Below are 12,134 nucleotides of genomic sequence, written 5' to 3' on the forward strand. Positions count from 1 at the left end.
GGTGTCCAGTCTATTCAAATGATGCATGGAGCGCCGTAGCGCACCGCGAGGGTCGGCGATTAGCCGACCGACCCTTCAAGCGAGATCGAGATCAGCTTCTGCGCTTCCACCGCGAATTCCATCGGCAGCTGCTGAAGCACGTCCTTGACGAAACCGTTGACGACGAGGCCGACGGCTTCTTCCTGGGTGAGGCCGCGCTGGATGCAATAGAACAGCACGTCCTCGGAGATCTTCGAGGTCGTCGCCTCGTGCTCGAACGTCGCCGAGGAGTTCTTGGCCTCGATATACGGCACGGTGTGCGCGCCGCATTTGTCACCGATCAACAGGGAATCGCACGCCGTGAAGTTGCGCGCGCCGGTCGCTTTCCGATGCGCGGTGACGAGCCCGCGATAGGTGTTCTGCGACTTGCCGGCGGCGATGCCCTTCGAGATGATCCGGCTCGACGTGTTCTTGCCGAGGTGGATCATCTTGGTGCCCGAATCGACCTGCTGGAAACCGTTCGAGATCGCGATCGAGTAGAACTCACCGCTGGAATTGTCGCCACGCAGGATGCAGCTCGGGTACTTCCAGGTGATGGCGGAGCCGGTCTCGACCTGGGTCCAGGAAATCTTGGACCGGTCGCCACGGCAGTCGCCACGCTTGGTGACGAAATTGTAGATGCCGCCCTTGCCTTCGGAATTGCCCGGGTACCAGTTCTGCACCGTCGAATATTTGATCTCGGCGTCGTCATGCGCGACGAGCTCAACCACGGCGGCGTGCAACTGGTTCTCGTCGCGCTGCGGCGCGGTGCAGCCTTCGAGATAGCTGACGTAAGAACCCTTGTCGGCGATGATCAGCGTGCGCTCGAACTGGCCGGTGTTGCGCTCGTTGATGCGGAAATAGGTCGACAGCTCCATCGGGCAGCGCACGCCCGGCGGCACATAGACGAACGAGCCGTCGGAGAACACCGCCGAGTTCAGCGTCGCATAGAAATTGTCCGAGGTCGGCACCACGGAGCCGAGATATTTCTGCACCAGTTCGGGATGCTCGCGGATTGCCTCCGAGATCGGCATGAAGATCACGCCGGCCTTCTTCAGCTCCGCCTTGAAGGTCGTCGCAACCGAGACCGAATCGAACACCGCGTCGACCGCGATCTTGCGCCGGGCCGGATCCTGATCGCCGGGCTTCGGCTCGACGCCCTCGAGCATCGCGACTTCCCGCAGGGGAATGCCGAGCTTCTCGTAGGTCTTCAGAATTTCGGGGTCGATCTCGTCGAGCGAGGTGACCGTCTTCTTCGGCTTCGGCGCCGCGTAATAATAGAGGTCCTGGAAGTCGATCTTGGGATAGTCGACGCGCGCCCAGGTCGGCTCGGTCATGGTCAGCCAGCGCCGATAGGCCTCGAGCCGCCACTGGAGCATCCAGGCGGGTTCGTTCTTCTTCTCGGAGATGAACTTGACGGTCTCTTCCGACAGTCCCTTCGGGGCCTTGTCGGACTCGATCAGGGTCTCAAACCCATAACGATACTGATCGACGTCGATGCGCTTCACGCGCTCGACCGTCTCTTGCACGGCTGGCATTCTATCCTCCGCTCGCGGTTTCAAGGACCGCGGTGGATCACAAACTTGGACGAGTATTACGATGTTTTTCGGCAGAAAGCACGCGCTTAGAACCGTTCAAGCCGTGTTTCGTCGCTTAGGCTCTAAGTAGGGTATTACCAAGCTTTCGCCAAGCCTCTAACGCCCTGTTGATGTCATCTGGTTCCGTGGACCAGCCCAGACTAAGACGCACCGCTCCCTGGGCAACGGTGGCATCATACCCCATCGCCGACAGCACGTGAGACGGCTGCACTTTACCTGAAGAACAGGCCGAGCCCGAGGACACAGCCACGCCTTCGAGATCGAAGCCGATCACGGCGGTTTCGGCCTTCAGGCCGGGGGCAGTGAAGAGGATGGTATTTGGCAACCGCTTGACGTCATCCGCGAAGACCATCGTGCCGGCGATCCCGCGGATTCCATTTTCCAAGGAATTTCTGAGGGTTGCCATCCGCTCCACATCCTCTGGCAGAGCCTGAAGGGCGGCTCTCACCGCTGCCCCGAATCCGGCGATGCCGGCGACATTCTCGGTTCCCGCGCGCCGGCTCAGCTCCTGTCCCCCGCCCCGCAGCACGGGTTCCAGTCCAGTGATCCCCCCCGCCAGGACCAGCGCGCCGACGCCCTTGGGGCCGCCGATCTTGTGCGCGGAAAAGGTCGCAACGTCTGCGTCCACGGCCTTGATATCGAACGGGATTTTTCCCAATGCCTGGATTGCATCGACGTGCAGGAGCCCCCCGGCCGCGTGGACGATCCCAGCAGCCTCTGCGAGCGGCTGAATTGCGCCGGTCTCGTTGTTCGCAGCCATGATGGAGACAAGCGCCGGCGGGCCGTCGCAGAGCAACGCCTTCAGGCGGTCGAGGTCGATGACGCCAGCGCGTGTGACCGGGATCTGGTTGACCTTCTCCGCTGGGAATCGGCCGCCCGACAGCACCGAGGCATGCTCGACGGCCGAGACCAACAGACACTCGACAGGGCGGCCGGACAACCCCCGCAGACCGGGCGACAGCGCCAGCGCATTGGCCTCGGTTCCGGCTGAGGTGAAGATGACGTTCCGCGGCAGCGCGCCTACGGCCGCTGCAAGTGTGGCGCGGGCTTCCTCGACCAGCCGACGCGCCTCGCGCCCTTCGGCATGAACCGAGGACGGGTTGCCGATCAGCTCCCAGGCGGCAAGCATCGCGGTCCGCGCTTCGGCGCGGAGCGGCGTGGTCGCATTCCAGTCGAGATAGACACGACTCGGCATGAGGTATTATGTTACTCCATGGATCAGGCTGGTGTGCCCGTCCTGGAGCCCGACATGGGCCCCCGTGGAGCGGTTGGCAACTCGATTCCGAATCCCCACCGCTCAATGACGACGCCATGACGCGCTAACATCTTGAGCCCATTGCCGGATGTTCAAGATGCTTGCTTTTTGACCCTCGCCTCATGTTAGAACGCCCGCGTCAGTTCACCGCGCGCCGCTCGCGCACCATCCGAGGGCGCCGCTCCACTCTTCCATTCGCGGTTTGATCGGCACAGCAGTCGATGAAGTCCGCACAATCGGTTGATTGCTGAAGAGCGTCTTCAAGGGATCAATCAAGAGATCATCATGCCTGAAGTCATTTTCACCGGCCCTGCTGGCCGTCTCGAAGGCCGCTATCACCCGGCCAAGCAGAAGAACGCGCCGATCGCGATGATCCTGCATCCGCATCCGCAGTTTCACGGCACGATGAACCACCAGATCGTGTACCAGTGCTACTACGCTTTCGCGCATCGCGGTTTCTCGGTGCTGCGCTTCAACTTCCGCGGCGTCGGCCGCAGCCAGGGCTCGTTCGACCACGGCACCGGCGAATTGTCGGATGCGGCCGCAGCCCTCGACTGGGCGCAGACCATCAATCCCGAAGCACGCGCCTGCTGGGTCGCCGGCTTCTCGTTCGGCGCCTGGATCGGCATGCAGCTTTTGATGCGCCGTCCCGAGGTCGAGGGCTTCATCTCGATCGCGCCGCCCGCCAACCTCTACGACTTCTCGTTCCTGGCGCCCTGCCCCTCGTCGGGGCTGATCGTGCATGGCGAGAAGGATGCGGTGGTGCCGCCCAAGGACGTCAACACGCTGGTCGAGAAGCTGAAGACGCAGAAGGGCATCGTGATCGACCAGCAGGTCATCCCCGGCGCCAACCACTTCTTCGACGCCAAGCTCGAGCCGCTGATGGAAACCATCACGGCCTATCTCGACATGCGCCTCGCCAACGTGCGCTAAGGCCTCAAATGGGCTCCTTCGTCGCCTTGCTGCGTGCCGTCAATGTCGGCGGCACCGGCAAGCTGCCGATGAGCGAGCTCAAGGCCATGTGCGAGGAGTTCGGCTTCGCCGCCGTGCGCACCTATATTGCGAGCGGCAACGTCGTCTTCACGAGCCGCAAGTCGGAAGCTGCAATCAAGACCGCCCTCGAAAAGCGCCTGCACGCCTACGCCGGCGCGCCGGTCGGGGTGCTCGTGCGTAGCGCCGCCGAGATGGCGCAAGTCTCGGCCGACAATCCTTTTCCAAAGGCTGCGCCCAATCGCACCGTCGCGATCTTCCTCGACAGGGCGCCACCTGAAGACGCGCTTACCAGCATCCGCGGCCAGAACAACGAAGAGCTCCGCCTCGGCCGTCGCGAGATTTACGTGCACTATGGCGACGGCATGGGGACGTCGAAGCTCGTCATCCCCGCCGCCAAGACCGGCACCGCGCGCAACATGAATACCGTCGCAACGCTCGCGAAGATGGCCGCGGAGATCTAGGCCAGCTTGAGCGCGGCGATCCCCATCAGCACGAGCGCGATGCCGGCAAGCTTCATCGCACTCAAGGTCTCGCCGAACAGCACGACGCCCAGCAGGAAGGTGCCGGCCGCGCCGATGCCGGTCCACACCGAATAGGCGACGCCGACCTCCAGCACCTGCAAAGCGCGTCCGAGCAGGAAGACGAAGGCGGCGAGCAGCACCAGCGAGGCGATGCTCCAGCCTGCCCGTGTGTAGCCTTCGGCATATTTCATCGAGATCGCCCAGCCGACATCGAGCGCACCGGCGATCACCAGCATCAGCCAGGCCATGGATTGCGACATTGGCGTGCGCTCAGGCCGCAAGCTTCAGCAGATGCGCGTCGTGGCGCACCAGAAAGGCACGCAGCAATTGCGGATAGTCCGCGCCGACCGCGGTGCGCACGCTCGGACGTTTCGCAAGCTCCGCGCGCCATGCGCGGACTTTCGGCAAATCGCTGAAGATGCCGTGCTCGGTCAGTTCGTCGAACAGGTCGAAATAGCGGAAGATCGGGGCGAAGACCGCATCCACGAGGCTGAACGCATCACCTGCGAAGTAAGGCCCCGCACCGAGCGCGGCCTCCACGCGCGCGAATTTCGCCGCAACCGCCTGGCGCTTGCCTTCGAACGTCGCCGGATCGGTCGTGGTCTCCAGACCCCAGAGGTCACCGAGGATCGCCGAGCCGAACTCCATCCAGGCGCGATGCTCGGCGCGCTTCAACGCATCCGCCGGATGCAGCTTGAGGCCTGCCTGCGTCTCCTCGATGTATTCGCAGATCACGTTGCTCTCGAACAGCGCGACCTCGCCCTTCTCCGTCGTCACCACCAGGACCGGCACCTTGCCGAGCGGCGAGAGTTTCAGAAACCAGTCGGGCTTGTTGGCGAGATCGATGTCGATCCGCTCGAACGGCACGCCCTTCTCGTTGAGCGCGATCACCGCGCGCTGCACATACGGGCAAAGCTTGTGGCTGATAAGTTTCAGTGAGGCGGTCATGGCAATGATCCCGGCGGTTTGATGCAACTGCATCCAATATAGATGCAATTGCATTCACACGTCAAGATCGATGCATTTGCATCAACCGACCTTGGATCTTGAGGCCCGGACCTCAGGGCCGCGCCATCACGCCGCCCGTCATCGGCATCGGCACCCCCGTGGTGGCGGGGTAGGACAGCGGCAGGCCCTTGAGGCCGCGGGCAGCCAGGAAGCCGAAGGCCTGCGCCTCGATGGCGTCGGAGGCCCAGCCGAGCGTCTCGGCGGCCTCGACCGTGGCCGACCCTACCCGCTCCCGCAGCATCCGCAGCATGGTGAGGTTGCGGGCGCCGCCGCCGCAGACGATCCAGCTCCGCGGCCGGCGCGGCAGGAGCGAGATGATCCGGGCGATCGCCGCCGCGGTGAAGGCGGTCAGGGTCGCGGCGCCGTCGGCCGGCGGGACGTCGCCGAGCTTCAGCGCGGCAAAGTCGTTGCGGTCGAGCGATTTCGGCGGCGGAGCCGTGAAGAACGGCAGTTCCAGTGCCCGCGCGATCCAGGCTTCGTCCGCCTTGCCGAGCGCTGCGAACTTTCCTTCCGCATCGAAGGCCTGGTTCATGGTGCGGTACATGAAATCGTCAAGCAGCGCGTTGCCCGGTCCGGTGTCGCAGGCGATCAGCGTGTCGTTGCCATCGATATAGGTGATGTTGGAGACGCCGCCGATATTGACGACGACGATCGGCCCTTCGCGCTCCAGCGAATGGACGAGCGCCCGGTGGTAGACCGGCACGAACGGCGCGCCCTGCCCGCCGGCCTCGACGTCGGCGGCGCGGAAGTCGTGCATCACGGGGATATGGATCGCCCTGGCCAGCGCCGGCGCATCGCCGATCTGGACCGTCAGCCGCTTCTCGGGGCGATGCAGCACCGTCTGGCCGTGGAAGCCGACGATGTCGATGTCCTCCGGCTTCATCCGGTTCTGGGCGATGAAGGCGGCCACAGCCTCGGCATGGGCCAGCGTCACCGCGCGCTCGGCCTCGGCCAGAACGCCAGGGCGGGCGTCGCGCCGCGGCAGGTGCACGGCCTCGCTCAGCGCCTGGCGCAGCAGATTGCGCTCCGCCGGGCTGTAGGCCCGGTAGCCGGACGGCCCGAACGCCTTCACTTGCTTTCCGTCGGTTTCGATCAGCGCGACATCCACCCCGTCCAGCGAGGTGCCGCTCATCAAACCGAGTGCCGTCAACATCATGGATCAGCGTCCTCAAGAGACCCCCTCCGGCATGCCGATCTTGTGCCAGAGGGACACATCTTATAATGCCACAGGCAAAGTGGCGGGTGGCAATCGAGTTCCCACGGGAGACCCTTAAATTGCACCCGAAACAGTAAACCAAGAATTGTCAGGCTCGCCGACAGATGACTGCATTTAAATCGGATTTCCTCAATACCCTGCAGGAACGTGGTTTCATCCACCAGTGCTCCGATTTCGAGGGGCTGGACGTGCTCGCCGCCAAGGGCGAAGCGACCACCTATGTCGGCTACGATTGCACCGCCCGCTCGCTGCACATCGGCAACTACCTGACCATGATGATGCTGCACTGGCTCCAGCAGTCCGGCAACAAGCCGATCACGCTGATGGGCGGCGGCACCACCATGGTCGGCGACCCCTCCGGCAAGGACGAGACCCGCGCGATGCGCACCGTCGCCGAGATCGAGGCCAACAAGGAATCGATCCGCGGCGTGTTCGCAAAGGTGCTGCGCTACGGCGACGGCAAGAGCGACGCCGTCATGCTCGACAATGCGGAGTGGCTGACCAAGCTCAACTGGATCGAGATGCTGCGTGACGTCGGCCGGCATTTCTCGGTCAATCGCATGCTGACCATGGACTCCGTGCGGCTGCGCCTCGAGCGCGAGCAGGAGATGAGCTTCATCGAATTCAACTACATGGTCTGCCAGGCCTACGACTTCGTCGAGCTCGCCAAGCGCACCGGTTGCAAATTGCAGATGGGCGGCTCGGACCAGTGGGGCAACATCATCATGGGCGTCGATCTCGGCCGCCGCATGGGCACCCACCAGCTGTTCGCGCTGACGACTCCGCTGCTGACGACTGCTTCCGGCGCCAAGATGGGCAAGACCGCGCAAGGCGCGGTCTGGCTGAACGCCGACCAGTTCTCGCCCTATGACTTCTGGCAATACTGGCGCAACACCGAGGACGCCGACGTCGGCAAATTCCTGAAGCTGTTCACGACGCTGCCGATGAACGAGATCAGGAAACTCGAGGCACTCGGCGGCTCGGAGATCAACGAGGCCAAGAAGGTGCTTGCCACCGAGGCGACCGCGCTCTTGCACGGACGCGACGCAGCAAACCAGGCGGCTGAAACCGCGCGCCGCACCTTCGAGGAAGGCGCACTGGCCGAAAGCCTGCCGACGGTGGAAATTCCGCGCGGCGAGCTGGACGCCGGCCTCGGCGTGCTCAACGCCTTCGTCAAGGCAGGCTTGGTTGCCTCCAATGGCGAGGCACGGCGCCAGATCAAGGGCGGCGGCCTGCGCGTCAACGACGAGTCCGTCAGCGACGAGAAGATGGCGCTGTCGGCGGCCAATCTGACACCTGAGGGCGTGATCAAGCTGTCCTTCGGCAAGAAGAAGCACGTCCTCATCCGGCCTGCATAGGCGTATGAGCTTTTGATGCTTGTCAGGGCACGCCGAAGCGCGCTCCCTGACCGGCAATGGATCAAAACACGCCCAGGGAAACTTCGAGGGAACAAGCCGTACGCACGCAGCGAGATGCGGTGCGCACCGCACTCATCGTGCTCGGACTGTGCTTCACGCTCGCCGTCCTCGGCCGCGGCCTCAGCGAGAGCTTCACTGTCTTCCTCAAGCCGATCTCCGAAAACTTTGGCTGGGACCGTGCGCAGGTCGTCTCGATCTACTCACTGACCTGGTTGATCAGCGGTCTGACCGCGCCATTGGTCGGGCGCCTGTTCGACCATTCCGGACCGCGCATCGTCTACGCACTCGGGCTTTTCCTGCTCGGCTCGGCGTTCCTGATCGCGGCGCACGCGCAGGCGCTCTGGCAATTTCAGCTCTCGATCGGCCTCTGCGTCGGCATTGGCGTCGCCTTCATCGGCATTGTGCCGAACTCGATCCTGCTCGGCCGCTGGTTCGGGCCACGGCTGCCGACCGCGATGGCGGTGGTCTATTCGGCGATGGGTGGCGGCGTGCTGGCGCTGCTCCCGACCTCGCAGCTTTTGATCGATCATCTCGGCTGGCGTGAAGCCTATCAGGTCTACGGCTTCGCCGCGCTCGGCCTGCTCGCGCCGCTGCTGCTTCTGCCCTGGCGCATGTTCGCGGTCGGCTCGCCGCATGTCAGCAAGAAGACCGATCCCGGTTTCATCGACAACGGCTGGACGCTTGCGAGCGCGATGCGCCACCACGCTTTCTGGGCGCTGTTCTCGACCTTCTTCTTCACCGCGGTCGGCATGTATTCGATCGCCGCGCAGATCGTGGCCTACCTCATCGACGCCGGCTTTCCGCCGCTCCAGGCCGCGACCGCCTGGGGTTTTTCGGGCGTGGTGCTGGTGTTCGGCATGCTCGGCGTGTCCGCGCTCGACGGGCTGATCGGGCGCCGGCCCTCGGTGCTGCTTAGCTACGCGATCTCGATCATCGGCATCGTCCTGCTCTGGCTCTTGCAGTATTATCCGAACATCATCCTGCTCACCGGCTTCGTCGTCTGCTTCGGCAGCATGATGGGTTCGCGCGGCCCGCTGATCACAGCGACCGCCATGAAGATTTTTCGCGGCAAGCGCGTCGGCACGATCTTCGGCACCATCTCGATCGGCAGCGGATTGGGCTCGGCGTTCGGCTCATGGAGCGGCGGCCTCATCCACGACTTCACGCACGGCTACAATCTCCTGCTCGTCTTCGCACTTGCGAGCGTGATCCTCGGAATGATTCCATTTCTGATTGTCCCCGCCTTGCGGGAGTAGGTCTCCCCGACGTAACCTGCATCCCTCCGCGTCACCGGGAAATTACGGGCGACACACGCTGCTCCGCGTGCGAAACAGTCGAGCGCAACCGGAGTTAAGGGACGAACTGCGATATTTTGTCCACATGACAAAAATGTCAGCACGGAATTGACCCCGGGTGGCTTGCGAGGCCGAACTGAATACGGTCCAAGTCGCCCATTGGATGGAGGGCACAAACCAATGAACTTTCCCTATCTCACTCGCTTTGAACCGGTTCTCCTAAGCCTGTTCCGCTTCATCACCGGCCTGCTGCTGTTTCAATTCGGCGTGGCCAAGCTTTTCAAGTTTCCGCCTTTGCCGATGTTCGCGAAAGTCGAACTGATGTCGCTTTACGGCGCGGCCGGGACGCTTGAGCTGGTGCTTGGCGCGCTGTTGATCCTCGGCCTGTTCACCCGCCTCGCCGCTTTCATCCTCTCCGGTGAAATGGCCTTCGCCTACTTCATGGGACATATGCTCAAGGGCGAGACGCCGGTGCTCCTGCCGCTGCTCAACAACGGCACGCTTGCCATCCTGTTCTGCTTCGCCTGCCTCTATCTCTCGGCGGCCGGCGGTGGCCCGATCAGCGTCGATGCGGCGCTGGGCAACGAACGCGCCTCGGCCGGCGGCGCATTTGCGCGACGCTGACGCGCGCAATTGACGCGCAAGTCATGGATGGCACCGGCAGCTCTGCCGGTGCCATCTAACGCGAGCCCAGCACGTTCCAGATCAGGACGAGGGCCGCGACGAGCAGCGCGGACATGATGAGGCGGTGAACGAATCGGTTCATTGCCGCTCCCGCCAGGCTCGATGACCACCAAAGTCCAGGATCGATCTTCTCCGCCATACGCGCTGACGTGCGCCTACGCATGTCGCTTTGCCTGCATGGTTGCGCATCAGGCTGCGAACGGTCACGCGCGCGGCCGGTGGCCGCATGCCTATGTTCATGATTGGTAAGAACTTCATGCTACCGATGCGAGCAATAACAACCATTTCGTAGAGGCTGCGATGAAGCTGCTGAGCCATCTGAAGATCCGCACCAAGCTTACCAGCATGGTCTGTCTTGCGGCTCTCACAGTCACAGCCATCATCGCGGTATCGGCCTTCCTCAGCAAGAGCCGCATGATGGAGGACCGGGTCCAGCAGATGAAGACCGCGGTCGACATGCTCTACAATCTCGCCCAGTCGGTCCAGGACGACGTCACCGCCGGCAAGCTGACGCAGGCCGAGGCCAAGGCCCAGTTCCACATGCGCGGACGGCGCATGACCTTCAACGGCAACCAGGGCTATCCGGTCGTCTACAACGCCGACACGTCCCTCCTCGTCAACGGCGCCAACCAGCAGCTCGAAGGCAAGATCACCGGCGCGATCGACGCCAACGGCGTCCTCATTGCCGACGCGATCCTCAAGGCCGGCGAACAGAATGGCGGCGGCGTAGCCTCCTATCTCTATCCCCGCCCCGGCCAGACCGAAGCGGTGCGCAAGACTGTGTTCGCGCGCAAGTTCGCTCCCTGGAACGCGACGATCAGCTACGGCCTCTATGTCGACGACATCGACGCCGATGTGCGCGCGCTGACGCTCGAGCTTGCCGCGGTCGGCTTCGGCCTGATGCTGCTGATGGCGACGTTGTCGTGGCTGATCGCCCGCGACGTGCTCGGCGCGCTCGATCGCCAGAAGACCCGCATGCAGGAGATTGCCGACGGTGCCATCGACAAGCCGGTCGAGGAGACCGGCCGCGGTGACGAGATCGGCCGCATGGCCGAGACCCTCGAAATGCTCAGGCAGACCGCTTTGACGGCGCGCACGCTGGAGTCCGAACAGGTCGCCGCCAAGAGCCGCAGCGAGCAGGAGAAGCGTGACGCGCTGATCTCGCTCGCCGACCGCTTCGATGCGTCCGTCGGCCAGCTCGTCGGCCTGATGGCCTCGGGCTCCGGCGAGCTCGAGACCACCGCCAAGTCGATGTCGTCCACGGCCGAGGGCACCAACCGCCGCGCCGCCGTGGTCGGCTCGGCCGCCACCGAAGCCAGCCAGCGCGTCCAGACGGTCGCGGCCGCGGCCGAGGAACTCTCCTCCTCCATCACCGAGATCAGCCGCCAGGTCGCGCAATCCGCCGAAGTGACCGGCCGCGCCGTGGACAGCGCGCGCCGCACCGACACCATCGTCCGCGCGCTCTCGGACGGCGCCCAGCAGATCGAGCATGTGGCCGAGCTGATCTCCAGTATCGCGGCACAGACCAATCTGCTCGCGCTGAATGCCACCATCGAGGCCGCACGCGCCGGTGAAGCCGGCCGCGGCTTTGCCGTCGTCGCCTCCGAGGTGAAGTCGCTGGCGAGCCAGACCGCGGAAGCCACCCGCGAGATCGGCGACAAGATCGCCCAGATCCAGGGCGCGACCAAGGAGGCCGTGGACGCCATCGGCGGCATCACCGCCACCATCGAGGAAGTCAGCCGGATCGCCACCTCGATCGGCGCGGCCATCGAGGAGCAAGGCGCCGCCACCGCCGAGATCGCCCGCAGCGTCTCGCAGACCGCTGAAGCGACCAAGGAAGTCACCACCAATATCGGCGGCGTCAGCACGGCGGCGAACGAGACCGGCAATGCCGCCGGCATGGTGCTCGCGGCCGCCAGCAATCTCTCCAAGCAGGCCGAGCAGCTCTCCGGCGAGGTCGGCACCTTCCTGGCGGGCGTGCGCGCGGCGTAAGCCGCGCGACATCTGCGCAGGTTCTGAACAAGACGACGCATCTGCGAATCGATGTTCGGAGCGCACCGGATTGATCGCACGAATACGATCACGACGCATTTTTCTGGACACGTCGCCGCAGGCATCGGCGTCTTCC

12 protein-coding genes are annotated in these 12,134 nt (G+C 64.0%); 6 read left to right on the forward strand and 6 right to left on the reverse strand.

Going from position 1 to position 12,134, the window contains the following annotated elements:
- Window positions 1-59: 59 nt before the first annotated feature.
- Complete coding sequence (gene sufB / locus ACVJ5M_RS26755) at window positions 60-1,556, reverse strand: Fe-S cluster assembly protein SufB (protein WP_208071631.1); 1,497 nt, start codon at window positions 1,554-1,556, stop codon at window positions 60-62.
- Between the two features lie 115 nt (window positions 1,557-1,671).
- Window positions 1,672-2,811, reverse strand: a complete 1,140-nt coding sequence (locus tag ACVJ5M_RS26760) for a cysteine desulfurase family protein (protein WP_283018773.1) — start codon at window positions 2,809-2,811, stop codon at window positions 1,672-1,674.
- Between the two features lie 345 nt (window positions 2,812-3,156).
- Between ACVJ5M_RS26760 and ACVJ5M_RS26765 the strand changes: the two genes are divergently transcribed.
- Window positions 3,157-3,804, forward strand: a complete 648-nt coding sequence (locus tag ACVJ5M_RS26765; protein WP_014495555.1) for an alpha/beta hydrolase — start codon at window positions 3,157-3,159, stop codon at window positions 3,802-3,804.
- 8 nt (window positions 3,805-3,812) lie between these two features.
- Window positions 3,813-4,325 carry a DUF1697 domain-containing protein gene (locus tag ACVJ5M_RS26770; protein ID WP_283018772.1) on the forward strand — a complete coding sequence of 171 codons (513 nt, stop codon included), beginning with the start codon at window positions 3,813-3,815 and terminating at the stop codon, window positions 4,323-4,325.
- Here ACVJ5M_RS26770 and ACVJ5M_RS26775 read toward each other — a convergent pair.
- The 3 genes from ACVJ5M_RS26775 to ACVJ5M_RS26785 form a co-directional block, all read right to left on the reverse strand.
- Window positions 4,322-4,645, reverse strand: a complete 324-nt coding sequence (locus ACVJ5M_RS26775; RefSeq protein ID WP_028148768.1) for a DMT family transporter — start codon at window positions 4,643-4,645, stop codon at window positions 4,322-4,324. The two genes, ACVJ5M_RS26770 and ACVJ5M_RS26775, sit on opposite strands and share 4 nt — an antisense overlap.
- Window positions 4,646-4,655: 10 nt before the next feature.
- Window positions 4,656-5,333 (reverse strand): glutathione S-transferase family protein, encoded by a 678-nt coding sequence (locus ACVJ5M_RS26780; protein WP_283018771.1) that lies wholly within the window; start codon window positions 5,331-5,333, stop codon window positions 4,656-4,658.
- Between the two features lie 112 nt (window positions 5,334-5,445).
- Window positions 5,446-6,549: an anhydro-N-acetylmuramic acid kinase gene (locus ACVJ5M_RS26785; RefSeq protein WP_283018770.1), complete on the reverse strand. Its 1,104-nt coding sequence runs from the start codon at window positions 6,547-6,549 to the stop codon at window positions 5,446-5,448.
- A gap of 164 nt (window positions 6,550-6,713) precedes the next feature.
- On the opposite strand from ACVJ5M_RS26785, the gene tyrS reads away from it, so the two are divergent.
- From tyrS to ACVJ5M_RS26800, 3 genes are all read left to right on the forward strand, one after another.
- Window positions 6,714-7,967 (forward strand): tyrosine--tRNA ligase, encoded by a 1,254-nt coding sequence (gene tyrS / locus ACVJ5M_RS26790; RefSeq protein ID WP_283018769.1) that lies wholly within the window; start codon window positions 6,714-6,716, stop codon window positions 7,965-7,967.
- 56 nt (window positions 7,968-8,023) lie between these two features.
- Window positions 8,024-9,283, forward strand: a complete 1,260-nt coding sequence (locus ACVJ5M_RS26795) for an MFS transporter (protein ID WP_283018768.1) — start codon at window positions 8,024-8,026, stop codon at window positions 9,281-9,283.
- A 219-nt stretch (window positions 9,284-9,502) separates the two neighbouring features.
- Entirely contained in the window at window positions 9,503-9,946 is a 444-nt protein-coding gene (locus ACVJ5M_RS26800; protein WP_283018767.1) for a DoxX family protein, read from the forward strand.
- A gap of 55 nt (window positions 9,947-10,001) precedes the next feature.
- On the opposite strand, the gene ACVJ5M_RS26805 is transcribed toward ACVJ5M_RS26800, so the two are convergent.
- The gene (locus ACVJ5M_RS26805) at window positions 10,002-10,145 is read right to left on the reverse strand and encodes a hypothetical protein (protein WP_283018766.1); all 144 of its coding nucleotides are present in this window, start codon (window positions 10,143-10,145) and stop codon (window positions 10,002-10,004) included.
- Between the two features lie 161 nt (window positions 10,146-10,306).
- Here ACVJ5M_RS26805 and ACVJ5M_RS26810 point away from each other — a divergent pair, with 161 nt between their 5' ends.
- Window positions 10,307-11,998, forward strand: coding sequence for a methyl-accepting chemotaxis protein (locus ACVJ5M_RS26810; protein ID WP_085401071.1), 1,692 nt, complete (start codon window positions 10,307-10,309; stop codon window positions 11,996-11,998).
- Window positions 11,999-12,134 lie beyond the last annotated feature (136 nt).

Source organism: Bradyrhizobium sp. S3.7.6, from assembly GCF_054061875.1.

Coding starts and splice junctions, on each gene's coding strand:
- sufB (WP_208071631.1), bottom strand. CDS start 1,556: ATGCCAGCCGTGCAAGAGACGGTCGAGCGCGTGAAGCGCATCGACGTC.
- ACVJ5M_RS26760 (WP_283018773.1), bottom strand. CDS start 2,811: ATGCCGAGTCGTGTCTATCTCGACTGGAATGCGACCACGCCGCTCCGC.
- ACVJ5M_RS26765 (WP_014495555.1), top strand. CDS start 3,157: ATGCCTGAAGTCATTTTCACCGGCCCTGCTGGCCGTCTCGAAGGCCGC.
- ACVJ5M_RS26770 (WP_283018772.1), top strand. CDS start 3,813: ATGGGCTCCTTCGTCGCCTTGCTGCGTGCCGTCAATGTCGGCGGCACC.
- ACVJ5M_RS26775 (WP_028148768.1), bottom strand. CDS start 4,645: ATGTCGCAATCCATGGCCTGGCTGATGCTGGTGATCGCCGGTGCGCTC.
- ACVJ5M_RS26780 (WP_283018771.1), bottom strand. CDS start 5,333: ATGACCGCCTCACTGAAACTTATCAGCCACAAGCTTTGCCCGTATGTG.
- ACVJ5M_RS26785 (WP_283018770.1), bottom strand. CDS start 6,549: ATGATGTTGACGGCACTCGGTTTGATGAGCGGCACCTCGCTGGACGGG.
- tyrS (WP_283018769.1), top strand. CDS start 6,714: ATGACTGCATTTAAATCGGATTTCCTCAATACCCTGCAGGAACGTGGT.
- ACVJ5M_RS26795 (WP_283018768.1), top strand. CDS start 8,024: ATGGATCAAAACACGCCCAGGGAAACTTCGAGGGAACAAGCCGTACGC.
- ACVJ5M_RS26800 (WP_283018767.1), top strand. CDS start 9,503: ATGAACTTTCCCTATCTCACTCGCTTTGAACCGGTTCTCCTAAGCCTG.
- ACVJ5M_RS26805 (WP_283018766.1), bottom strand. CDS start 10,145: ATGGCGGAGAAGATCGATCCTGGACTTTGGTGGTCATCGAGCCTGGCG.
- ACVJ5M_RS26810 (WP_085401071.1), top strand. CDS start 10,307: ATGAAGCTGCTGAGCCATCTGAAGATCCGCACCAAGCTTACCAGCATG.